The following is a 23097-nucleotide window of genomic DNA, read 5'->3' as shown; positions in this document are numbered from 1 at the left end:
GTTATTCGCTGGCGAGCACGACTTCGATTTCGCGCTCGCGCAGCGCCTCTACAAAGGAATCGGGGGCGGCAGCGTCAGTAATGACGACGTCGATGTCTGCGATTGCGGCGAAGCTGACCAAATAATCATTGCCCAGCTTGCTGGAATCGCACATCACCACGACCTTGTGGGCGTTGGTGACGAAAGCGGACTTGATGGCGGCCTCTTGTGAGTCGGCCGTCGACAAGCCGTGATCCAGGGTAAGGGCATTAGTGCCGATAAAAGCGACGTCGGCGCGCATAAGTGCCATCGTGCGCAGTGCCGTATCGCCGACGACGGCCTGGGTAATAGCGCGGACGGTGCCGCCAAGCAGCTGGACGTCCGGTACACCGTTGCCTGCCAAAGATAAAGCGATGGGCAAGCTATTGGAGACAATATTAAATTGAGCTTGAGGGTACTGCTGCCCAATGAGCTCGGCAAACGCATTGATGGTGGTGCCTGCATCAAGGAATATGCTTCCGCCGCCGCGGGGCAGAAAGTCAAGGGCCGCTCGGGCAATGGCGGCCTTGGCCCCAGAGGCAGAACGTTGGCGGGTATCTAGGGTAAGCTCCGCAGTTTGGAATGACTGGGAGGCTACCGCGCCGCCGTGCACGCGATGGACGACGCCCTCGCGGTCCAGCACAGCAAGGTCTCGTCGAATGGTCTCGGCCGTGACTTCAAAGCGTTCTGATAGCTCGGTGACGTTGACACGGCCTTCAACCGCGGTGAGAGAAGCGATTTGGCGACGCCGCTCTTCTGCGTACATGATTCCTCCTTGGACCTAAAACATCGTTGCGTGGCGCGGGGGTGAATCGCCACCGCGTTTAGCGGAAATGAAAATCTGGCGATGTTGTTTTGCTTAAACCATTGTCTCAAAAATCGGTAATAAACGGACTAAAGCAAAAATTTGCACAGCTATGTTATAGATTGTTGACACCAAAACACCTGTTCAAAAGCAAAAGTGGGAAATTGGGATTTGCGTCTCTTTTGGTGTCCGAGTCCAATTAGGTGCCAAAATGGGGGTGAACAAATGAAGGTCGCTTTCGCGTTGAGGCTTGACAAAAATGGGCCCCGCAGACGTCATTAAAGACGGCCTGCGGGGTATAAAAATAATGGACTTGATATTCCCTCAGAGCTTGCGGAAGACGGAGACGACCTTTCCCATAATTTCGGCGTCATCGCCGTTGATTGGCGCGTATGCATCATTGTGTGGAAGTAGCCATACACCGGAAGAGTCGCGGTGGAACTCCTTAACGGTGGCTTCAGAGCCATCCAGCAGGGCCGCGACGAATTCGCCTTCCTCGGCTACTGACTGGGAGCGAATGATAACCCAGTCGCCATCGAGAATGCCGGCGTCCTGCATGGAATCGCCAACCACCTGCAACATATAAAGGTCGCCCCCGCCGACTACCTCGTCCGGCATAGGAAAGTAGGCGTCAACGTTTTCCTCGGCAGTAATGGGGGCACCGGCCGCAATGCGTCCGACGACAGGAATATAGGAAACGGCGCTTGCGTCTTCTGGTATTGGCTGCTCTGCCTTGGCAGGCTTGCGTCCGGGCTTCTTCGCACCATCGTCGGTATTGAGGTGGCGGACATCAACAGCACGCGGTTTATTCGGATCGCGACGTAGGAATCCCTTCTCTTCCAGTTGCTTTAGCTGATAGGCAACCGAGGACGTGGACTGTAGCCCTGCTGCATCACCAATTTCGCGAATGCTTGGTGGGTAGCCACGCAGCATCACGGCATCACTAATGACATTGAGGATTCGTCGTTGGCGATCGGATAGGGAAGCGTAATCGGTCTTCTCGGTGGTCTTCTTTGGCTTGCGGCCCATTACTGGCTCCTAGGAAGGGTTCGGATGGCTTTATCGGCGGTCTGTTAGCTGGCGGCGTTGAAAATCGCCACATGTCATTTGTAGCACGAAAAGTACAGATGTTCGAGATTTACGCACAGGGATGGACAAACGTTCGAAGCGGTGCTATAAATCGAACGTGCCAACTAAATCGAACATTATGACGACTGTTTAACGGTGTGTGTCGTGTTGGACTCTTACGGTAGGCATAGTCGTCGAAAGGAAAATTATGTCTCTGCTTATCAATTCTCGTAATGACCTGGTAAATCGTAACTCTGTAGGATCTGTGGTGGTTCCCTCTGCGTCTGTCTGGGATGTGGCTCATTACGACGGTCGGAGTGCGAATGGCGGTGCCAATTCGCGACATATTCGAACTCTCCGGGTGGAAAGTCGAACGACATATCGTTCGAATCGTACGGCTGCTGAGGGCTCCAAGAATATATCGAAAAGGGGACGAAGCAGCGCGGTTAGGTCGAACACAGGTAACTATATATTAGGTGCGGTGTTTGGTGTCGCGGTCTTTGTGGGCACGTTGGTAGGTGGATTAGTTGGAGCGGAAGGCAGCAATGCGCCGCATCCGCCCGCTTCTGACGTGCAGCATGTTGAAGCTGCAGTATCGCGTTAAGAGGAGCAGTGGGGGCGAAGCCCAGTGGCCGCATAGACATGGAAGTGAGTAAACTACTGGCGTAACGACGTCAGCGAAAGGATCACTGTGTATTGCCCCTTTTGCCATAATGAGCAGTCCCGCGTCATCGACTCGCGTGTGGTCGATGCTGGAGCCTCGATTCGCCGCCGCCGCGAGTGTGCTTCGTGCAAGGGGCGTTTTACCACGGTTGAAAAGGCCGTACTACTCGTGGTGAAGCGAAACGGTCTGGCAGAGCCTTTCAGCAGGGATAAGTTGATTCGCGGCGTGAGGCGCGCCTGCCAGGGGCGAGACGTTAGTGACGATGCTCTGAAGAAACTGGCTCAAGAAGTGGAGGAGACCGTCCGCGGTCATGGCTCCTCGCAGGTTAACGCGAATGAAATTGGCTTGGCCATCTTGGAGCCACTGCGTGACCTGGATGAGGTGGCCTATTTACGCTTCGCCTCCGTGTATAAGTCGTTTGAAAGCGCTGATGACTTTGAATCCGAGATTCGGCTCATGCGGAGGCGCGACCGCGAGGATTTCTAGCGCAGTTTGTCCACCGCCTTCTGGATGCGGCGGAGCGAAACCGAATGAGCTGTGCCGAGGCGTTGGGCGAAAAGGGAAACCCGAAGTTCCTCTATCATCCAGCGCACGTCCTTGACCTCCCGCGTCTTTTCGCGGCCGGCCGGTAGGCTGCGCAGGCGGTTGGACAAGTAGGCCTTGGCATTGTCGATTTCGGCCTGGCGGTCTGCATCGCGGTCTGGGTCAAGGTTCATATCCTCGAGGCGTATTCGCATAGCTTGGATATAGCGAGGCAGGTGGCGTAGATGCGACATGCCATGGACTGTGATGGCGTTACGCGGTAGGAGGAAGTCTAATTGCTCACGCATGTCATCGATTGCAGGACCATCCCAGTGGGCGAGTTCCGCTCGCAGATTGGAATATTCGGCGAGTCCAGGCGCTATTGCTACTACGGCTTGACGCACACGTCCGGAAACCTGTGGTTTGACGGTGTGTTTGAGTTTCTGGAATGCAGAGGGAGTACGGACCGGTCCGCCGGCTTCTAGCATAAGATCGCGGATGGCAGCGACGCGGGCGTCGTTGACCAAGCCATCGGCACCGCCGTGCGGATAGGAGTCAACGGCTACACGTTGTTGTAGCGGTAGACCCTTGACCATTTGCGGAGGGTTGACCGAAATTTCGCGCATGAGCAAGGTTAGTGTGGTAGTAACCATCGCGGCGTCTGCGGCGGCTTTGGTGGGATGAACCTTGAGCTCGACGCCATCTTTGGTGGCGACTAGGGCGGGGTAGGCCGTAACTTCGTGGCCGTCGACGGTGGTAGTGACCGTGTCATCTATTGCGCCTAGAGTATCGTCGGTCCATTCGCTAACAGCGGTGGACTCGGAGGTGCGAGAGACACGGGACACGGAGGATTTGATGTGCCCGGCCTGGCGGCGAATGAGTGCCGCTAGGTCTCGGTCAGAGTCGACGATTTTGCCACGTTTGTCTATCGCCCCGTAGTTCATCCGCAGGTGGGCAGGCAGCTTGCCGGGCTGGAAGTCGGTGGCGTTGATGCCTTGGCCGCCGAGCTCGCGGAGGACGTCGGCAAGCTGCTGGGTGATAGCCCCTTCATAAGGAATGAGGCGGTCCATGGCGCGCTCGGCGAATTCGGGCGCGGGAACCACCGTTCGGCGCAGTGCCTTGGGCAGGCTGCGGATAAGCTCGGTAACGAGTTCGAGACGCAAGCCGGGAACGAGCCAGTCGAACCCTTCGGTATCCAAGCCTGCGAGCATAGGAATTGGCACCATCACGGTGACGCCATCAAGAGGATCGCCGGGTTCGAACCTGTAGGTCAACTCGTAGTCGACGGAACCCTTGCGCCAGTGGTCGGGGAAGGACTCTTCAGTGACGTCGTGGGAGTCATCGATGAGCTTAGCTGGATCGAAATCCAGCAGTTCAGGTGTGCGGCGGCGCTCTTTTTTCCACCAAGAGTCAAAGTGGCGGCCAGTGGTTACCTTTGCGGGGATGCGCTGGTCATAGAAATCGAAGAGTGTGTCTTCGTCCACGATGAGGCCGCGGCGGCGGGCCTTTTCTTCGTATGTGGCGGCGTCATCAAGCGCTTGAGCATTGGCCTTGAAGAAGGCGTGGTGGGTATTCCAGTCACCGGCGATGAGGGCGTTGCGGATAAACATATCGCGGGCGGCGGCGGGATCAACTCGGTGGTAAGGCACGGTGCGGTCGGCCACGATGGGCACGCCGTAGAGTGTCGATTTCTGGTGAGCGATGGCAGCTGCGCGTTTGCGGGACCAGGTGGGCTCGGAGTAGTTGTGCTTGAGCAGGTTGGCACCGAGCTTTTCTACCCAGGAAGGATCGATGGCGGCAACATCGCGTGCCCAGAGCCGGGAGGTTTCCACCAGCTCCGCGGCCATGAGGAACTCTGGCGGCTTTTTTGCCAAGGCCGAGCCGGGAAATACCAGAAAACGGGTGTTGCGCGCGCCCTGGAATTCCTTGGAATTGCAGTCGCGGGCGCCGATATTGGACAAAAGCCCCGACAGCAGCGACATGTGGATATCATCGGAGCGCCGCTCGGTGCCTTCCTGGTAGGTCCAGCCCAGCTGCTTGGCGACGTCCTTGAGCTGTCGCACCAAGTCAAACCACTCGCGGATGCGCATGTAGTGGAGGAATTCCTGCTTCATGCGCTTGCGGAATTTATTGCCGGATTGTTCGTTGCGGGTTTGCTTAATGTAATCCCAAAGCTTGAGCATGGACAAGAAATCCGAGGTCTTGTCCTTGAAACGGGCGTGGGCTTGGTCGGCCTGGGCCTGGAAATCAAGGGGGCGTTCGCGGACGTCCTGGATGGTCATGGCGGCGACGATGACCATGACATCATCGAGGCATCCGTTGGTATTGGCCTCAATGAGCATGCGGGCCATGCGGGGATCTAGGGGGATGCGGGCGAGATCGCGGCCGATGGTGGTCAGCGTCGGCTTATCTTTCTTGTCTTGGAGGGCACCGAGCTCGTGGAGGAGGGTGAGGCCATCGCGAATGGCCTTGTGCTCGGGTGGCTGGATGAAGGGGAATTTTTCGATATCGCCGAGCTTGAGCGAAACCATTTGCAGGATGACGCTGGCAAGGTTGGTGCGCAGAATTTCCGGGTCGGTGAACTCGGGTCGGCTTTCAAAGTCCTGTTCGCTGTAAAGGCGGATGGCGATGCCTTCGGCTACGCGGCCGCAGCGGCCGGAGCGCTGGTTGGCGGAGGCCTGCGAGATCGGTTCGATGGGCAGGCGCTGGACTTTCGTGCGCGTGGAATAGCGCGAAATGCGGGCGGTGCCGGTATCGACGACATAGCGGATGCCGGGTACGGTAAGCGAGGTTTCGGCGATATTGGTGGCCAAAACGATGCGGCGGCCGCGGTGCTCGCTAAACACGCGGTGCTGTTCCTGGTTTGACAAGCGGCCGAAGAGGGGAGTGACCTCGACGTTTTTCCACTTCTTGCCTTCGATGGCCTCCATGGCATCGCGGATATCTCGCTCGCCGGGGAAGAAGCACAGGATATCGCCTTCGCCTTCGCGCATGAGCTCCTCGATGGCCTCGGTCAAACCGTCGAGCGGATCTTGGTCCACAACTTTTCCGCCGGCCTCAAACTCGAGGGGCCGGTAGCGGATTTCTACAGGGTAGGTGCGGCCGGAGACCTCGATAATGGGGGCGGGGTTGCCGTCGGCGTCAGCAAAATGGGCGGCGAAGCTTTCTGGGTCAATGGTGGCAGAGGTGATGATGACCTTGAGGTCGGGGCGCTTGGGTAAAAGACGCTTGAGATAGCCCAATAAAAAGTCGATATTGAGGGAGCGCTCGTGGGCCTCATCGATGATGATGGTGTCGTATTTATTGAGGAAGCGATCGCGCTGCATCTCGGCGAGCAGGATACCGTCGGTCATGAGCTTGACGGCGGTAGTCTCAGAGACGCGGTCATCGAAACGAATGGCGTAGCCGACGGACTCTCCGATTTTCTGGTCCAATTCTGAGGCGATGCGCTCTGCCACGGTGCGCGCTGCAATGCGGCGCGGCTGGGTATGACCGATGAACCCGCGGCGGCCGCGACCCAGTTCAAGGCAGATCTTTGGGATCTGAGTGGTCTTACCAGAACCGGTCTCACCGGCGATGATGACTACCTGGTTATCCCGAATGGCCTCGGCGATATCGTCCTTGCGGGCCGTGACGGGGAGAGCGTCGGGGTAGGTGATGGTGGGAACGGCGGCGTCGTTAAGTGCGACGCGCTCAGCGGCGGCATGGATATCAGCGCCGATTTCTTGCAATGCCTTTGGGGCACGCGCTTTTTTCAAGCGGCGTCGGAAGGAGCGGGCTTCAGAGAGGGTGACATTGTCGAGTGCAGCGAAAAGTTCATCGCGGGAAGGGGGTTCATTCATAGTCATGACTAGGCACAGAGTTTACCTGCCCGCCAGAAATGAGGAAAAAGTTGTTAAAGTGAAAATACTTATCCATGCACTGATTCGCATTCCTTAAGGAGGAACCCCGGTTATGACGAACCCGTATTCGGGTGGAAATGATGATTTTCCGCGCTACGAACCGACCGATCACCCCGAGGACCGACCAAACTACGGTCAGCTTCCGTCTTATGGCGGCAGCCATGAAGAAAACACCCAAGGCTATGTAGGCTACCAAGCAGGCCAGCGGCCGTTTACCGGTAAGGTCTCCGCAGTAGATGCTGTTTCTTGGGCTTTTAGGACTGTCTTTGGCAATTGGAAGCTGTGGATCCTAGGAGCCTTAGCGCTTTTTGTTCTAAGCATCGTTTTTGTAGCCATTGCTGGCGGCATTAATGCCGCGAACTACTCCGGTTCGGAGGAGCCAACCGCGGGTTCTTCGGTTTCTCAGCTCATTTCCACTGTCCTAAGTCTTGTATTGACGGTGGTAATTATGCGCCTAGCGCTTTTCCAGATTGATGACACTCGTACTGGTTGGGGCTACCTGTTTAAGAACGTGCGTTGGTGGCAGCCGCTGGTCATCATGCTCGTCATCGGGGCCGTGGCGAGCCTCATTGGATTCGCTGCAGTAGGTGGAACTGTCTATGGGTTGCTGAACGACGCCGAGAATATGACGGAGGACGAAGCAGCTGCGGCAGTATTAAGCGTCATGGGCATCATGGGCGTGCTTTTGCTCATTAGCTTCTTTATCCAACCATTCTTCTCGCTGATGCAATGGTTCGCGGCCGATGGCGATAGCGTTGGTGACGCCGTGAAGAAGGGCTTTCAAGCAGGTAAGAATAACTACGGTCAAATGTTGCTACTGGCAGTTTTGAACTTTTTCATCATCATCGCCGGTTGCTTGATTTTGGGTATCGGCCTCATCGTGGCTTATCCGGTCACAGTATTGGCGCAAGCGCACATGTTCCGCCAGTGCGCGGGTCGCAACACCCTCCCGCAGGTATAGCACCAGATAGGTAAAGGCCACCGTTTCCCGCTCGGGACGGTGGCCTTTGGCGTGCTTGGCGACGCCCAGTGGCAACTAGCGGCAGTGTGCACTGCCGATTGCGGCTACTGCTGGGAGCGCTCTATCGCCTTGTTGTAGGCGGAGGTAATGAGTGTGCCGAATTCGCGGAATTCTTCGCTGCGGGCAGCGGAGGAGCGGAAGACGAGGCCGACCTCGCGCTCGGCTGTGACGTCGGGGGCGAAGTGGGCTACGGCTACATCCTTGCCGTGGCATTCGGTTGCCAGGGCGGATTCTGGGACGAGGGTGCAGCCCAGCCCGCCCATGACCAGCTGCATGATGGTGGTCAGGGAGGAAGCACGGGTGACGGAATTGGTGGCCTCGGCAGGGTTGATATTGGCGTGGCGGCAGAGATCTACGACCTGATCGCGCAAGCAGTGGCCGTCGTCAAGCAGCAGCAAATCTAGGTCCTTAAGCTCCGCAAGCTCGACATCCTCGCGGCCGGCGATGGGGTGATTGGGCGGGCAAACAATAGAGAACTTCTCCGTGTAGAGCGGGCTATCGATCATGCCGGTGGCCTCGGAAGGAAGGGCCATGATGGCAAGGTCCAAGTTACCGTTGCGCAGGCGGGTAATGAGGTGCTGGGTTTGCTCCTCGACGAAGCGTGGCTCGAGATCCGGGTAAGCCTCCGCAAGCATGGAGAGCAAATCGGGAAGGATGTAGGGGGCGATGGTGGGGATAACGCCGATGGTCAGTGGGCCGGCAAGGGTGCCGTTGGCGCCGCGAGCGTGGGCGAGGAAGGTATCGGCTGCTTCAAGTGTTGCCTTGGCGTAGGGGAGGAGGGTCTCACCGGCCGAGGTGACGATGACCTTGCGGGTGGAGCGCTCGATAAGCTGCAAGCCCAATCCCTGTTCGAGGGCAACGAGGCCCTGGGAGAGGGAGGGCTGGGAAATGTCGAGTTTGGCGGCCGCGGTACCAAAGTGCTTGTTTTCCGCAACGGTGACGAAGGTACGCAGCTGAGCAAGTGTAGGGCGATACTCTTTATTATGCATGCCTATTACTCTAACACTTACCTATAGGATTTGCTATTGACGCGAGCGGAAAAGATGGTATAACTGATCGTGTTGGGCCGGATGCGGTCCGGCCCCGCTGCTTGTACGGCAAGCGGCAGGAAACTTAGAGGAAAAGCCTTTGATAAAGGAGTTGAAGACTATGCCTATTTTGACCGTCGGCGAGAAGTTCCCAGAGTTCAACCTCACCGCCCTGACCGGTGGTGACCTGCACGACGTCAACGCTAACCAGCCGGAGGACTACTTCGAGCAGGTGTCCCTAGACAAGTACGAGGGCAAGTGGAAGGTCGTCTTCTTCTACCCGAAGGACTTCACCTTCGTCTGCCCGACCGAGATCGCTGCCTTTGGCAAGCTGGACGAGGAATTCCAGGACCGCGATACCCAGATTCTCGGCGGCTCCACCGATAACGAGTTCGCTCACTTCAACTGGCGCGCAACCCACCCGGATCTGAAGGAAGTTCCTTTCCCAATGTTCTCCGACGTGCGCCACGACCTCATCCGCGCACTGGGTGTAGAAAACGCTGATGGCGTTGCTGACCGCGCTACCTTCATCATTGACCCAGATGGCGTTATCCAGTTCGTCTCCGTTACCCCGGATGCTGTTGGCCGTAACGTAGACGAGGTGCTGCGCGTGCTCGACGCCCTGCAGTCCGAAGAGGTCTGCGCTTGTAACTGGGAGAAGAACGACCCCACCAAGAACATCAACAAGCTGGACGTCGTTCAGTCCGCACTCTAAATCTCACTGAGATGCAGGTTTGCCCCGCTTTCGTGGCGGGGTTTCCTTTTAAATCCAGTGCAGAAAATTCCTATCAAAACCGCAAAGGAGAAAAGTTATGTCTATTGATAATCTGAAGTCCTCCCTGCCGGAGTACGCCAAGGACCAGAAGCTCAACCTGGGCGCTCTGACCCGCTCCAAGGACCTCAATGAGGAGCAGCTCTGGGGCTGCCTGCTGGCATCGGCTGCCGCAACCCGCAATGACACCGTGCTGTCTGAAATCGCTGAAGAAGCAAAGGAGCACCTCTCCGAGGAGGCCATCGAGGCAGCCTACGGCGCAGCTACCGTTATGGCTATGAACAACGTTGCCTACCGCGCAAAGGGTTGGTTGGGCGATGACTACGCACAGGTTAAGTTCGGCCTGCGCATGAACATCATCTCCAAGCCAGGCGTAGAAAAGGCCAACTTTGAGCTGTGGAATACCGCAGTTTCCGCCATCAATGGCTGCGAGCACTGCCTGGGTGCCCACGCCCACGAGCTCAACGAGGCCGGCCTGAGCAAGGAGCAGGTCTGGGAGGCCGTCAAGGTTGCGGCCGTTGTCCAGGCTGTGGCACAGGCCGTCCAGATTGAGGCCGCCCGCTAAAAACCGGCCTATAGCCGCCCTTGCGCTTGCCGACGTCCCCTTCCTCGGGGCGTGGCAGCCAGGGCGGCTTTGTCGTTTTGGCTGGCTAGTACTCCACGCGCAGGTCTGCTAGACGGACTTCGCCGGCATCATCGGAGGCATCGAGGTCTATCGTAGCGACGAACTGGTAAGCATGGTCGCCGGCGGGGTCCTTGATGATCTGGCGTACGGACCACGCACGCGAGTCAGTATCGCCCAAGCGGAAGAACTCCGGTCCGCGGGCCTCGGGGCCGGAATCGATGTCATCATATTCATCGAAGTAGTCATCGAGGATAGCGCCGAAGTCCGGCACCTCGTCAAGGTAATCGAGCAACTCCGCCAAACGGTCTTCCTTTTCCAATGCGAAGAGTTGCACCAAGCGGAACATGTAATTTCGCACCATGATGGTAAAGGCGCGGCGATTGGCCGTGAGCGCGGTGGGGTCCTCCACGCCAAAGGCCAGCTCGCGGTCCACCGTATCTTGGTCGATGGGGGAGTCTTCGCCGGCCATCTGCGCCCATTCGTCGACAAGCGAGGAGTCCACCTGGCGGATAAGCTCTCCTAGCCAAATTACGATGTCCTCTAGCTCCGGAGTGTTGTACTCATCGGGAATGGATTGCTTAAGGGTGCGCCAGGCGTCGGTCAGGTAGCGCAAAATCACGCCCTCGGAGCGGGCCAAGCCGTACGTTGCGACCAAATCCGAGAAGGTCATGGCGTTCTCAAGCATGTCGCGCACCACGGACTTGGGACGCAGCTCGAATTCCTTGACCCACGCATTGGTTTCAGCGAAGGTATCGTAGGCTTGGTCCAAAAGCTCCTCGAGTGGCTTTGGCCAGGTGATGTCCTCCACGATATTCATGCGGTCGGTGTAGTCCACTCCGTCCGCCTTCAGCGCGGCAATCTCTTCGCCGCGGCGCTGCTTCTGCTGGGCGATGAGCACTTGGCGCGGGTCATCCAGGATAGCCTCGAACACGGAAATGACGTCCAGATTATAGGTCTCCGCTTCCGGATCCAGCAGCGAGAGCGCGGCTAGGGCGAAAGGACCCAGTGGCTGGTTGAGTGCAAAGTCACGCGGCAACTCCCGCACCAAATGGTAGGGACGGCCGTAAATATCCACACCCTTGGTGGATTTTTGTACCACGCCGGAATCCACTAGCCCGCGGAAGAGATCGATAGCGGTGAGAATGTCCTTATTCTGTTTGCTGCGATTATCGTGATTGTCTCGCAGTAGGTGGCGCATGTGCTCGTAGCCATTGCCATGGCGCGCCAAAACGTTAAGAAGCATGGAGTTAGATACGCGGAACTGAGAGGTCAGTTGTTCTGGTTCCGCCTCAGTAAGTCGCGCGAAGGTCTTTTCGGACCACGAAACCTCACCCTCACGAGCGGACTTTTTCTTCAGCTTTTTCAAGCGTTTGGGGTCGTCGCCGATGCGGCGGCGTTCCTTGGCGTTTTCGATTTCGTGCTCGGGGGCCTCGACCACCACAGTGCCTTCGGTGTCATAACCGGCGCGGCCGGCACGCCCAGCAATCTGGTGGAATTCGCGCGATTTAAGAATGCGCTGGCGTTGGCCATCGAACTTGGCAAGCCCAGTCATCAGCACAGTGCGGATGGGCACGTTAATGCCCACACCCAGGGTATCGGTGCCGCAAATGATCTTAAGCAGGCCCTTTTGTGCCAGGCGCTCTACTAGACGGCGGTATTTGGGCAGCATGCCCGCGTGGTGGATGCCGATGCCCTTGCGCAGCAGCTTGGATAGATCCTTGCCAAAGGCGGTGGTAAAGCGGAAACCACCGATTTCCTGGGCAATGGCTTCCTTTTCGTCCTTAGTGATGATCCCCGAAAGGGAGGTGAGCGCTTGGGCGCGCTCGGCTGCTTCACGCTGCGAGAAATGCACCACGTAAATGGGGGCCTTTTTATCGGTCAGGAGTTCCTCGATGGTCTCGTGCACCGCGCTAAAGACATAGGAAAAGTCCAGCGGTACGGGCCGCGTGGTGCCGGCGACGAGGTCAGTGGCACGACCGGTGCGACGGGTGAGGTCTTCCTCCAGCCAAGTCGTATCACCCAAGGTGGCGGACATGAGCAGGAACTGCGCCTTGGGCAACTCCAGCAGCGGCACCTGCCAGGCCCAGCCGCGGTCCGGCTCGGAGTAGTAGTGGAACTCGTCCATCACTACCTGGTCGATATTGGCCTCGGCGCCATCGCGAAGCGCAATATTGGCCACAATCTCGGCGGTGGCGGCGATGATGGGGGCATTGCCGTTAACGGTGGCGTCGCCAGTCATCATGCCCACATTTTCTGCACCGAAAATATCGCAGAGGGCAAAGAATTTCTCGCTCACCAATGCCTTAATTGGTGCGGTATAAAAGCTGCGTTGGCCGCGAGCCAAGGCAATGAAGTGTGCAGCATTAGCCACCATGGACTTACCGGAGCCAGTAGGAGTAGCGAGGATGACGTTATCGCCGGACAAAATGCCGAGCGAAGCTTCCTCCTGAGCCGGGTACAAATTAATACCCTGGCTGGTGGTCCACGAGGTAAAGGTATCCCAGATCGCCTCGTCTACGAGGGACTTGGGTACTTCCGTCAAATCTGGCAGCAGCTGAGATAATTTCACCCCCACCACCTTAGCGGCGATGGGGGCGGGTTAGTTAGATATCATCACCTAAGTCACCGTCATCCTGCGCGGGGCCAGGGCCATCCTCGCCGCCATCGGCCTGTGAGCCCTCATCTTCGATGCCATCCTCCCGGTCATCAATTTCGGTGTGGATAATCTGCTGGCTTTCTTCTTCATCCAAAGATGCCAAGAAAGCTTGGAATTCCTCACTGATTTCCTCACCTGTGGGCACGGGCTCCTCACCGGGCATGATGGCCTGTGGATGCTCTTTACGGTAGCGCTCCATGTAGGCGTCATACTGCTGCTCGAGTTGCTGTACTACACCTTCGATTTCTTCCGAACCACCAACTTGTTCTTCTAGCTGGTTTTCTACTCGGGAGATATCCGCTTCAATGCTGCCCAAAGGAATATTGAGGCGTGCTGCCCTTGCTACTGAGTCGAGCAATTGGAACGTAGCCTGCGGATAGGGTGAAGCTGCCAAGTAGTGTGGCACATGAACGGTATATCCAGCCACGGTCCGGTGCTTATCCGCCAAGGCCTTTTCTAGATACAGCGCGGCAGAACCAGGAACCATCATGGTCGAATCCATCGATAGCATGTGCTCGGTTAGGCGGGAGGACGTGCCGTGCGCCGTTACCACCGTGGGCCGGGTGTGCGGAACCGGCATAGGTGCGGCATAGAGCATGATGGTGTCTTCGATATTGAACTTTTCCACCAGCTTGACTACGGCTGTGGTAAATGCGTCCCAACGCATATCCGGCTCCGGGCCAGACAACAGCAGGAAGGTCTTGCCGGAATTATCGCGCAATACCTTTATTCCTAGATCCATGGACTCGATTTCGAGTGCGCGATCCTTATCAATCGTGACAGCCGGGCGGCGTGAGCGGTAATCAATCAGCTCATCAGAGTTAAAAGACGCCAGCTGACGGCCCTCCAACGCGGCCTTCAAATGGTCCGCGCTGGCCTCGATGGCTTGGCCGGCGTCTGCATAACCGTGCATGGCAACAATCATGGTGGGGCCTTTTCCATCACCGGAATCATCCCGAATCACCGGAGCTGGATACTCCAACTCATACATGCGGCGATCTTCTTCGTGCATGTTGTGTTACCTCCTTGCTTTCTTACCTTCTCCAACGCCGCGCGCATGCCTACTATTCCCACGCACTGCGAGGTTAAATATACAATTGTGCCTCAAACCGCCGGGCAATGCCAGCGCAAACCCAGGCGGGGTGTGGACAATTTGCTTGGCGACGTCCCCTTCACCCCACCTATCCACAGATTGCCACGGGTTAGAGAGAACTGGCCTATACAAGCTTGCACTCGTAGCCGAAGGTGGGGCCATGAACATCACAACACCAACTCAGCCCATCCGTACGCCTGGCGATATCCTTGCCAATATCCCTGGAATCCTTGGATTCTTTCCCGCCGAATCAGCAATCCTTATCTCCATCCAACCCAGCCCACGTGGATACAGCATTGGGCCTGTAGCTCGCCTCAACTTGGGCGATGTGCCTGGCGCCCTGCAGGAGGTGATGGATGCATTTCACTGCGGCGATCCTGAAATCATTTTCTGTTTCGTACTTTCTCAACGCCGCGAAGCGGAACTCTGGGAAATTCTGTACTCGCTCTACCGATTTGAAGACCGTTCTGGCTTAGGCATCGATGCCTGCTGGCTTGCCGAAGAACTATCCACAGATACCGCTTATGACCTTATCTTTGGTCATGCCACAGAATCCGGTGAGGGTCCGCTACAAGACTGGATGGAAGGAACCATCCCTGCGATTTCTACCAGTCACTCTATGCGAGCATGCGTGGACAATGGCCTTCTTCCAGAACTTACCCGCAGTGACTTAGTCCAGCGCTTCAAGGCCCCGAATCCGTATTTTGCCGAGGAAGAAATCAGTGCCATGGAGCGTTGTGCCGAAGAACTGGCCCAGCAGATGCGCGCCGGGGAGGGCTACGGGACTACAGACCCAGTGGAAGTGGTCGAGCACCTTATCAATGACGTCCACTATGTGCTCAGCGAGGTCGACTCGTTAGAGGAGGCGCTTGAAAATGAAGAGTTGCTTTGCGTAGCAGCTATGTGGATGTCTACAACGTGGACTCGTGACCTCGTCATCAAAGACCTCCTGGCGGTGCCGCAAGAAGCCGGTGCGCTCTTGCTAGCGGTGGCGCGTACATTCCACGGGACAATCCGTTACAACGCTTTGGCCTTGTATGCGGCTACTCAGGTATCCCAAGAATTTGGAATTTATGCCGGACCAGCTCTGTCCGTGGTAGTAGAAGAGGCGCCCCGCCATAATTTGGGGCGCCTCATCGCACAGGGATATCGCAGCGGTATGGGAAAGCGGTTGATTACCAGGCTGTGCCACGGGTGCGAGCTAGCGCGCGAAGCAGCGGGGATCGGAGTTGATAGCCCCGCCTAGCCATGATCGCCTAGGAGCGCTTGGCAGAGTGAGCTTTATCGCCTAACTGACGGGTGAAATTCCACGCATCGCTGACAATGGTTTCCAAATCCGTACGGGTAGGATTCCACCCCAGCTCCCGCTTAATCTTTTCCGAGGAAGCAATGAGCGTGGCTGGATCACCGGCGCGGCGGGGGGCCACCTCTGCAGGAATGTCGTGTCCGGTCACCTTGCGGCACATATCGATTACCTGCTTGACCGAGTACCCATCGCCGGAACCTAAGTTATAAATGCGGTGGTTTCCTGATTCATTGGATTTAAGGGCAAGCACGTGGGCGTCGGCAAGGTCGCGAACATGGATATAGTCACGCACCGGGGTTCCATCTTCGGTATCCCAGTCATCACCGAACATGAAAATCTTATCTCGGTGGCCTAGCGCTACCTGTAACACGATGGGAATCAGGTGGGTTTCTACCTCGCGATTCTCGCCGATATTCCCGTAGGCGCCGGCCACGTTGAAGTAGCGCAGCGAGGTAGCGCCCAAGCCGTAGGCGTGAGCAAAGGAGGTAATCATGTAGTCAATAGCCAGCTTTGTCGCTCCATAAGGATTTGTCGGCTGGGTAGGCATATCCTCCGTAATCGGGACCTGGTCCGGCTCACCATAGGTAGCAGCGGTGGAGGAAAAGACGAGGTTTTTGACCCCGCTTTCACGCATAGCATTGAGGAGCTTCAAGGTAGTGACTACATTGTGCTGCCAGTATTCATCTGGCTTGTCTACGGATTCTCCTACCAAGGAGCGTGCCGCGAAATGAATGACGCCTTCGAAGCCGCCTTCCCCTAAAATCTCGGCCGCCTTGTCTGCTACGTCGCCTTCGATGATGCGCGCTTCCCCTGGTACGGCATCGCGATTGCCAGTAGAGAAATTATCAATGATGGTAACGTCATGGCCTTGCTCGACTAGGACGGCGGCGCAGACGCTGCCTACATAGCCGGCACCACCGGTAACGAGAAGTTTCATGGTTATACCTCCACGCGCACTGCGTGCGCCAAGTCGTCGGAAAGCACCACGCTGCCGCCATCTGGCGTTGACAGGGTAATTGTGCCGCTGTTATTGACTACCGATACCTTGGCGCCTACCCGGATGCCGGCATTGGTTAGCTCTTGGAAGGTCTCATCATCAACCTGCAAGATTTCGTTGACTTGAATGACGGTGGCAGACACTTCCTGCCCATTGGGAAGGTCCACTGCGCGGGTACCTTGGTCAGGCTGCGGAATATCGAAACCTAATGCGGAAAGAGCAGGAATAGGATTACCGAATGGCGAGCGGGTCGGATCGTCGAGTACAGCGACCATGCGTTTTTCGACTTCCTCGCTCATCACATGCTCCCACCGGCAGGCTTCGTCGTGGACCTTGGCGATGTCGAGCCCAAGGACGTCGGTAAGCAAGCGCTCCGCCAAGCGGTGCTTGCGCATGACTGCTGTAGCTAAGTCGCGGCCTTTTTCCGTTAGATCCAAACTGCGGTCAGTGCGCACGTGCAGGAGGCCATCGCGCTCCATGCGCGCCACAGTTTGAGAAACTGTGGGCCCGGATTGCTCAAGGCGCTCGGCAATGCGAGCGCGCAGGGGAGTGATACCTTCTTCCTCTAGCTCATAGATGGTCCGAAGGTACATCTCAGTTGTATCAACTAGGTCCCTCACGTGGGCATACCTTTCTGTGTGAATACACTTATGCGGCGTTTCTTTCCCGGCTAGGGCGGGGAAAGCGCTTTCTAGACTCTGTCGTCCAGACTAGCGTAATTAAGGCCAGGCTTGCCGCTTAGAGTCAGGCCGAAGGCGTATCAACGCCGAAACCCGAGCTCGTCATGGCTATAAATACCAGAGAGCTCGGGGAAGGCTGTAACCACCGATAGTGGTTAGCGTGGTTTAAAGAGCATACTCGCGCAGGCGGTCAGCGCGGTTGCCATCGCGGAGCTTGGCCATAACTTCGCGCTCGATTTGGCGTACCCGCTCGCGCGAGAGGCCAAAGCGGCGGCCGATCTGATCCAAGGTGCGCGGCACACCATCATCGAGGCCGTAGCGCAGGCGGATGACGTCCTGTTCGCGCTTCTCCAAGGTGTCAATCACACCCCGGATATCGGAATGGCGCATGGATGCAACAACTGCAGTCTCGGCGTCGGTAGCCTCTGCATCTTCAATGAAGTCACCCAGTGGAGCTTCTTCATCGGTGCCTACCGGCATATCGAGCGAGACAGGGTCACGGGATTGACGTAGAAGCATCTCAATCTTGTTTTCATCGATGCCGGATTCTTCCGAAAGCTCTTCATTTGTAGCTTCGCGTCCCAGAGATTGGTACATCTCCCGCTTAATGCGGGAAAGCTTATTGACCTGCTCCACCAAGTGGACGGGGAGGCGAATAGTACGAGACTGGTCAGCCATGCCGCGGGTGATGGCCTGGCGAATCCACCAAGTGGCGTAAGTGGAGAACTTAAAGCCCTTAGCGTAATCAAATTTTTCCATCGCGCGAATGAGTCCGAGGTTGCCTTCTTGGATGAGATCTAGCAGCGGCATACCGCGGCCGGTGTAGCGCTTTGCCAGCGATACTACGAGGCGCAGGTTGGCTTCCAGCAGATGCGAACGAGCCTTTTTGCCTTCGCGCGCAAGGATCTTGAGATCGCGCTTTTCTGCACGAGTGAGCTTTTCCGCATTATTGAGCTTGTATTCTGCGTACAGGCCAACCTCGATGGCCTGAGCGAGTTCTACCTCATCCTCAGCACTTAATAGAGCGGTTTTGCCGATGCCATTGAGATAAACGCGAACAAGGTCGGCGGAGGGGTTGTCATTAGTTTGGTTGCGGCGAGATCCGCGATCTACTTCCTGTTCTTCATCAGTAGTGGCAGTTGAATTGCCCTTGGCGGTGTTGGCAGATGTCTTCGTCATGGTGAAGCCTCCTGAATTTGTCGCCGGTTTCACAAAGTACAACGGAAGCTTTGAAGCTTTAGTTCCCAATCCGGAAAGAATCGCTAAAACGAGGCGTTCCCCATGTCACAAGCCCACCTTTTCGGGGGAGATGCGTCACGGGGAACAAATTTGGACCGTAGTTGACCAGTCCGCGGAACTATTAGCCGCGCACTTTTACGAGATAGCGGTAGATGGTGGGTTCTGAGACGCCGAGGCGCTCCGCTGCTGCCGCAATTCCGCCTTTGAGGAGGAAAAAGCCCGTGTTCTCGAGCTCTGAAACGACTTCGAGGCGTTCATCGCGCTGCATACGATTAACCGGTGTGCTCTGCTTAGAAATAGCTGAATCCAGCATGGAGTCCACAAGGTTTTCGACGTTGGAGCGCAGTGACTCACTCACTTCCTCTTTTGGTGCCTCTTCTACTGCCGCTGCATCGTCTGGAGACGGGTCTGGCACGGCGACAGGCCCTTGGGGCTGCTCGTCTGCTCCTGGGTAGCCGCCGAAGGCCTTTGATTTATCAAAGGCAGGATCGTCGGCGTTGCCAATGAGCGCAGCGGCTGCATCGCGGATGTGAACTAATTCGGAGACATCAACATTGATGCACAGCATGCCGCGCATATGCCCAGAATCGTCACGAATGAAGTAACTGGAAGAGCGGCAAATTTTGCCCTCTGCATTGACGGCGCGGTAGCCGGTCATCATAGGAATTGCTGCTGCATCGCCCTGTTTCATGAACCACAGTGCGAAATCAGTCACGGGTCCGCCGAGCTGACGGCCGGAGATATGGCTATTGGCAATGGCCATGATGGATTTATCGGGGACGTCGAGATCGTGGAGCACGATTTCTGTGTTTGGGCCCATTGCCTTACCGAGGAATTCGACGAGGGGAATATACTGCTCGAGGAAATTTTCATCGGAGGCATGACCGCTAGGGAAATTCATTAGCTGAAGCATGTCCTTTAATTCCTGTCAGGTTATAGAGAATTTACCACACGGAAGCGATTCGGTGGAAGGAGGGAATAGTGGCAAGTAAGCCGGGTGAACACAAGCGGCTTAGCGCTGTGCTCACCCGGCTCATCGCTTCCTTACAGGGTGGACTCTATCCACACACCGGTACTGGTGGGTGAACGGCGATGGCCAAGCCACCTTGTGAAGTCTCCCTGTACTTGGCGTTCATGTCCTTACCAGTTTTGTACATCGTCCAGATGACCTCATCGAGAGAGACGCACGGCTTGCTCTCACGTTCGAGTGCCATGCGGGCGCTGGTAATGGAGTCAACAGCGGCAACGGCGTTGCGCTCAATGCAAGGTACCTGAACCTGTCCCAAGACCGGGTCACAGGTTAGCCCAAGTTTGTGCTCCATGCCGATTTCCGCGGCGATGCATACCTGCTCTGGGGTAGCGCCCATGAGCTGGGCGAGGCCGCCGGCAGCCATGGAGCACGCTACACCAACTTCACCTTGGCAGCCGACCTCAGCGCCAGAGATGGAAGCATTCATTTTGTACAGGGATGCAATCTGATTACAGGCGAAAATGTAGTCCGCAAACATCTCGGTGGTAACCGGCTCAACAAACTTGTCATAGTAAGCCAGTACTGCAGGGACAACGCCGCAGGCACCGTTGGTGGGAGCGGTAACAACGCGGCCGCAGGCAGCATTTTCTTCAGAGATTGCCAAGGCAAACATATTGACCCAGCTGAGAATGTTCAGACCATCGTGTGGCTCAGACTGCTCTAGGCGGCGCTTCAGTGCTGCGGCGCGGCGGGGGACGAGCAGGGAACCAGGAAGAGGGCCGTCGGTGGAGGAGCCGCGCTCGATGCCGGTGTACATGACATCGCGGACCTTGCGCAGATGCTCAGTGACTTCCTCTTCCGAGCGGAGGGCCAACTCGTTGGCCAAGCCCAGCTCCGGAAGGGTCATATTGTTCTTTTCGCACAACTCGAGCATTTCTGCGGCGCTGGCGTATGGGAAGGGGATATCAACCTTGACGTCCTTGCGCTTGGCAAAGTCTTCCTGCTTGACGATGAAACCGCCGCCGACTGAGTAGTAGGTCTTGTGCAGGATGTCTTCTTCGCCGGCGAAGGCGATAAGGCACATACCGTTTTCGTGCATTGGGAGGTACTCGTCGTGGAAGAAGAAGCCACCGTCTTTGGGGAAGTCCACCTCATGGGTGCCGCCCAGCATGAGCTTTTCGCTGCTGCGGACGTTCTTCATGAATTCGGAGATGCCGTCGATGTCCACAGTCTCTGGCTCTTCACCGGCCAAACCGAGGAGGATGGCCTTGTCGGTGGAGTGGCCGATACCCGTTAGAGAGAGGGAGCCGTAGACGTTTGCCTGAACTCGGGTGACCTTGTCAAAGAGATCCTTTTTCTTGAGCTCGTCTACGAATGCCTTGCCGGCTTTCATTGGCCCAAGGGTGTGTGAGCTTGAGGGGCCGATGCCAATCTTGAACATATCGAAGATGCTGATGAACATTGTTCTTTCCTTGAATCCTCTGCGAATTTCTCGTTTGCGGCGGTGCTTAGAAGGCCTGGATGATGGAGTAGATGATGGTTGCTAGAGCGACGAGGCCCATGAAGAATACGAAGTAGTTGGAGGCCTTGCCCTTGTAGCGCTGGAGAGCAGGAACCTTGTGGATAGCGACCATCGGGATGATGAAGAGCATGATGGCAATCGTTGGGCCACACAGGGTTTCAATCATGCCCAGGATGGATGGGTCAGCCCAAGCAACGAGCCAAGCGGTAACCAGCATGAAGATGAGGGTGATGGTGTCGAGCTTGTGAGCCGACTGAGCGTCATCCTTGCTTGCGTTCTTGCTGCCCTTGATGATGAGGCCCTCGAAGCCTTCGGCGGCACCGAGGTAGTGGCCAAGGAAGGACTTGGCAACCGCAATCATGGCGATGATGGGGGCAATCCACTGGATGAGTGGGGTGTCGAAGTGGTTAGCCAGGTAGGACAAGATGGTGATGTTTTGTTCCTTGGCATCAGCCATGTCAGCCGGGGAGAGGCTTAGGGCACAGGAGAAGACGAAGAACATGACCACGACGACCATGAGGATTTCGGCGCGGAGCAGGGTCTTGCGCGACTTGGCTTCTGCGAACTTGCCGTAGGTCTGGCGGCGGTCAACGGCGAAGGAGGAAATCATTGGCGAGTGGTTGAAGGAGAAGACCATGACCGGGACCAAGAGCATTAGGGTAACGCCCATGCTGTGGCCGGAGGCTTCGCGAGCAACGCTCAGGTCGAAGGAATCAAAGAGCGCGGTATTCCACTTTGGAATGAGGTAAAGGGAGAGCAGTACCAAGATGCCGATGAACGGGTACACCAGGTAGGACATGACGTGAACCACGACGTCCTTGCCCATGCGGACAATCAAGATGAGGCCACCAACGAGCAGGAGAGAGGTTAGCCAACGATGCGGCGGGGTAACGCCGAGCTGATGCTCCAAGAAGGAATTGACCGTGTTGGTGATGGTGACCGAGTAGACCAGCAGGATGGGGTAGACCGACAGGAAGTACAGGATGTTCATGAGCACACCGGCCTTCTTGCCAAAGTGCTCTTCCACGACGTCCGTGAGGTCACCGTCTGGCTTGGAGCTGGACAGTACCAAGCGGGTCATTCCGCGGTGAGCCCAGTAGGTCATAGGTAGTGCTACGACGGTCATGATGATAAGCGGGATGATGCCGCCGATGCCGGCGTTAATGGGAAGGAAGAGGACACCGGCGCCGATTGCGGTGCCGAACAAGGAGAGCATCCATACGGTGTCTTCCTTATTCCACTTCGGGGCGCCCTTTTGACCATCGAATGGCGTGTCAATGCCGGGTGCGGGTGAAGATTCTTTTGCAGCAGGTGATGCTTTGGAGGTCTTGAGGTTTTCGGGCATCTCGGCCCCGTTTTCTGGGTGCTGGGCCTCGTTGCGCCGCTTGAGTGAGTGGGACATTTTCTTTCCTACATCTAGTTGGTCGGCCGAAGCGGTGGGGCTTCTGCAACCGTGAGTGAGAAACAAATTCTCATTCAACTGAGCGTTAGTAGGAATTTGAGAAAATTTCTCGCATCCTGCATATCCAGCCCTTTTGCTTCGCTGTGACTTCAGTATAGGACAAGAATTTGCAACGTGATAATAATTTATCGTCTTGCGGCTAGGGCATTTATCACGCTCTTGAAATTTGCAATCTGTAGTAATTTATGGTTTATCCTACATGAAGTCTTTTATAGTGCTATAGGTCACGAAAACGATTGTAAAACGGCCTGCTGAACGCGTTTCCTCACCAGTGGGGCTCGATAAAAGGCGGCGCTTACTAGGTCTCGACTAAGACGGTAAAGGGCCCCTCGTTCACAGAAGAAACGCGCATATTAGCCCCGAATTGGCCTGTTTCTACTGACACGCCTCGCTCCTGAAGGCTCGCGATAATCGCTGCAATGACTGGCTCGGCTTCCGATCCAGGTGCCGCATCCGCCCACGATGGGCGTCGTCCTTTTGCAGTGCGACCGTACAAAGTAAATTGGCTCACCACTAAAACCGGCGCAGCGGCATCCGCGACGGAAACTTCACCTTCAAGAATGCGTAGCTCCGCAATTTTGCGCGCCATTTTCTCAGCCCGCGGCTGCCAATTATCCATATCCTCGCGCGAGACTCCCACTAGGGCGAGCAATCCCCCGGTGTTGGGGCAATCAATGGCCCCTACGGTTTCGCCATCAACGGTTACCTTGGCCTCGGAAACTCGGGTCAGTACTGCGCGCATGCCTG

Annotated in this window: 18 protein-coding genes; 5 read left to right on the top strand and 13 right to left on the bottom strand. The window is 56.5% G+C overall.

Going from position 1 to position 23097, the window contains the following annotated elements:
* Window position 1 precedes the first annotated feature (1 nt).
* Window positions 2-784 (bottom strand): DeoR/GlpR family DNA-binding transcription regulator, encoded by a 783-nt coding sequence (locus tag L8V01_RS01325; RefSeq protein ID WP_259886910.1) that lies wholly within the window; start codon window positions 782-784, stop codon window positions 2-4.
* Window positions 785-1147: 363 nt separating this feature from the next.
* Window positions 1148-1852 (bottom strand): transcriptional repressor LexA, encoded by a 705-nt coding sequence (gene lexA, locus L8V01_RS01320; protein WP_259886911.1) that lies wholly within the window; start codon window positions 1850-1852, stop codon window positions 1148-1150.
* Between the two features lie 730 nt (window positions 1853-2582).
* Here lexA and nrdR point away from each other — a divergent pair.
* Window positions 2583-3041: a transcriptional regulator NrdR gene (nrdR, locus tag L8V01_RS01315; protein ID WP_269945363.1), complete on the top strand. Its 459-nt coding sequence runs from the start codon at window positions 2583-2585 to the stop codon at window positions 3039-3041.
* Here the strand turns inward: nrdR and hrpA are convergent.
* The gene (gene hrpA, locus L8V01_RS01310; RefSeq protein ID WP_269945362.1) at window positions 3038-6925 is read right to left on the bottom strand and encodes an ATP-dependent RNA helicase HrpA; all 3888 of its coding nucleotides are present in this window, start codon (window positions 6923-6925) and stop codon (window positions 3038-3040) included. The genes nrdR and hrpA overlap by 4 nt on opposite strands.
* A gap of 106 nt (window positions 6926-7031) precedes the next feature.
* Here hrpA and L8V01_RS01305 point away from each other — a divergent pair, with 106 nt between their 5' ends.
* Window positions 7032-7940, top strand: a complete 909-nt coding sequence (locus tag L8V01_RS01305) for a DUF2189 domain-containing protein (protein ID WP_269945361.1) — start codon at window positions 7032-7034, stop codon at window positions 7938-7940.
* Between the two features lie 104 nt (window positions 7941-8044).
* Here the strand turns inward: L8V01_RS01305 and L8V01_RS01300 are convergent, their stop codons facing one another.
* The gene (locus L8V01_RS01300; RefSeq protein ID WP_269945360.1) at window positions 8045-8989 is read right to left on the bottom strand and encodes a hydrogen peroxide-inducible genes activator; all 945 of its coding nucleotides are present in this window, start codon (window positions 8987-8989) and stop codon (window positions 8045-8047) included.
* Window positions 8990-9149: 160 nt separating this feature from the next.
* On the opposite strand from L8V01_RS01300, the gene L8V01_RS01295 reads away from it, so the two are divergent.
* Both L8V01_RS01295 and ahpD read left to right on the top strand, forming a co-directional pair.
* A complete protein-coding gene (locus tag L8V01_RS01295; RefSeq protein WP_269945359.1) occupies window positions 9150-9743 on the top strand; it encodes a peroxiredoxin in 594 nt (197 codons plus the stop codon).
* 97 nt (window positions 9744-9840) lie between these two features.
* Window positions 9841-10365: an alkylhydroperoxidase, AhpD family gene (ahpD, locus tag L8V01_RS01290; protein ID WP_269945358.1), complete on the top strand. Its 525-nt coding sequence runs from the start codon at window positions 9841-9843 to the stop codon at window positions 10363-10365.
* Between the two features lie 85 nt (window positions 10366-10450).
* Here ahpD and L8V01_RS01285 read toward each other — a convergent pair whose 3' ends face one another.
* Together L8V01_RS01285 and L8V01_RS01280 are read right to left on the bottom strand one after the other, a co-directional pair.
* Window positions 10451-12994 (bottom strand): DEAD/DEAH box helicase, encoded by a 2544-nt coding sequence (locus tag L8V01_RS01285; RefSeq protein WP_269945357.1) that lies wholly within the window; start codon window positions 12992-12994, stop codon window positions 10451-10453.
* 34 nt (window positions 12995-13028) lie between these two features.
* On the bottom strand, window positions 13029-14093 hold the full coding sequence (locus L8V01_RS01280) for a proteasome assembly chaperone family protein (protein WP_269945356.1): 1065 nt from the start codon (window positions 14091-14093) through the stop codon (window positions 13029-13031).
* Window positions 14094-14334: 241 nt separating this feature from the next.
* Between L8V01_RS01280 and L8V01_RS01275 the strand changes: the two genes are divergently transcribed.
* Window positions 14335-15420 carry a DUF4192 domain-containing protein gene (locus L8V01_RS01275; protein WP_269945355.1) on the top strand — a complete coding sequence of 362 codons (1086 nt, stop codon included), beginning with the start codon at window positions 14335-14337 and terminating at the stop codon, window positions 15418-15420.
* Window positions 15421-15430: 10 nt separating this feature from the next.
* Here L8V01_RS01275 and galE read toward each other — a convergent pair whose 3' ends face one another.
* The 7 genes from galE to dtd form a co-directional block, all read right to left on the bottom strand.
* Window positions 15431-16417, bottom strand: a complete 987-nt coding sequence (gene galE, locus L8V01_RS01270) for a UDP-glucose 4-epimerase GalE (protein WP_269945354.1) — start codon at window positions 16415-16417, stop codon at window positions 15431-15433.
* A gap of 2 nt (window positions 16418-16419) precedes the next feature.
* Window positions 16420-17097, bottom strand: coding sequence for a metal-dependent transcriptional regulator (locus L8V01_RS01265; protein WP_269945353.1), 678 nt, complete (start codon window positions 17095-17097; stop codon window positions 16420-16422).
* Between the two features lie 225 nt (window positions 17098-17322).
* Complete coding sequence (locus L8V01_RS01260; protein WP_269945352.1) at window positions 17323-18336, bottom strand: sigma-70 family RNA polymerase sigma factor; 1014 nt, start codon at window positions 18334-18336, stop codon at window positions 17323-17325.
* A gap of 181 nt (window positions 18337-18517) precedes the next feature.
* Window positions 18518-19309 (bottom strand): helix-turn-helix transcriptional regulator, encoded by a 792-nt coding sequence (locus L8V01_RS01255; RefSeq protein ID WP_394371632.1) that lies wholly within the window; start codon window positions 19307-19309, stop codon window positions 18518-18520.
* Window positions 19310-19454: 145 nt separating this feature from the next.
* The gene (locus L8V01_RS01250) at window positions 19455-20828 is read right to left on the bottom strand and encodes an L-serine ammonia-lyase (protein WP_269945350.1); all 1374 of its coding nucleotides are present in this window, start codon (window positions 20826-20828) and stop codon (window positions 19455-19457) included.
* A 46-nt stretch (window positions 20829-20874) separates the two neighbouring features.
* Complete coding sequence (locus tag L8V01_RS01245; RefSeq protein ID WP_269945349.1) at window positions 20875-22290, bottom strand: SLC5/6 family protein; 1416 nt, start codon at window positions 22288-22290, stop codon at window positions 20875-20877.
* A gap of 358 nt (window positions 22291-22648) precedes the next feature.
* Window positions 22649-23092, bottom strand: a complete 444-nt coding sequence (gene dtd / locus L8V01_RS01240) for a D-aminoacyl-tRNA deacylase (RefSeq protein WP_269945348.1) — start codon at window positions 23090-23092, stop codon at window positions 22649-22651.
* Between the last annotated feature and the right edge of the window lie 5 nt (window positions 23093-23097).

Source organism: Corynebacterium curieae, assembly GCF_027570035.1.
Taxonomy (GTDB): domain Bacteria; phylum Actinomycetota; class Actinomycetes; order Mycobacteriales; family Mycobacteriaceae; genus Corynebacterium; species Corynebacterium curieae.
Note: the sequence above shows the minus strand (reverse complement) of the source record. Positions and strands in the feature narration are given on the sequence as shown.

Bases quoted from the DNA above. Each gene is read 5' to 3' on its own strand.
- ahpD (WP_269945358.1), top strand. From the start codon at position 9,841: ATGTCTATTGATAATCTGAAGTCCTCCCTGCCGGAGTACGCCAAGGAC.
- galE (WP_269945354.1), bottom strand. From the start codon at position 16,417: ATGAAACTTCTCGTTACCGGTGGTGCCGGCTATGTAGGCAGCGTCTGC.
- L8V01_RS01255 (WP_394371632.1), bottom strand. From the start codon at position 19,309: ATGCTTCAGCTAATGAATTTCCCTAGCGGTCATGCCTCCGATGAAAAT.
- L8V01_RS01275 (WP_269945355.1), top strand. From the start codon at position 14,335: ATGAACATCACAACACCAACTCAGCCCATCCGTACGCCTGGCGATATC.
- L8V01_RS01300 (WP_269945360.1), bottom strand. From the start codon at position 8,989: ATGCATAATAAAGAGTATCGCCCTACACTTGCTCAGCTGCGTACCTTC.
- lexA (WP_259886911.1), bottom strand. From the start codon at position 1,852: ATGGGCCGCAAGCCAAAGAAGACCACCGAGAAGACCGATTACGCTTCC.
- L8V01_RS01260 (WP_269945352.1), bottom strand. From the start codon at position 18,336: ATGACGAAGACATCTGCCAACACCGCCAAGGGCAATTCAACTGCCACT.
- L8V01_RS01280 (WP_269945356.1), bottom strand. From the start codon at position 14,093: ATGCACGAAGAAGATCGCCGCATGTATGAGTTGGAGTATCCAGCTCCG.
- hrpA (WP_269945362.1), bottom strand. From the start codon at position 6,925: ATGACTATGAATGAACCCCCTTCCCGCGATGAACTTTTCGCTGCACTC.
- L8V01_RS01305 (WP_269945361.1), top strand. From the start codon at position 7,032: ATGACGAACCCGTATTCGGGTGGAAATGATGATTTTCCGCGCTACGAA.
- L8V01_RS01245 (WP_269945349.1), bottom strand. From the start codon at position 22,290: ATGTCCCACTCACTCAAGCGGCGCAACGAGGCCCAGCACCCAGAAAAC.
- L8V01_RS01250 (WP_269945350.1), bottom strand. From the start codon at position 20,828: ATGTTCATCAGCATCTTCGATATGTTCAAGATTGGCATCGGCCCCTCA.
- L8V01_RS01325 (WP_259886910.1), bottom strand. From the start codon at position 784: ATGTACGCAGAAGAGCGGCGTCGCCAAATCGCTTCTCTCACCGCGGTT.
- L8V01_RS01295 (WP_269945359.1), top strand. From the start codon at position 9,150: ATGCCTATTTTGACCGTCGGCGAGAAGTTCCCAGAGTTCAACCTCACC.
- dtd (WP_269945348.1), bottom strand. From the start codon at position 23,092: ATGCGCGCAGTACTGACCCGAGTTTCCGAGGCCAAGGTAACCGTTGAT.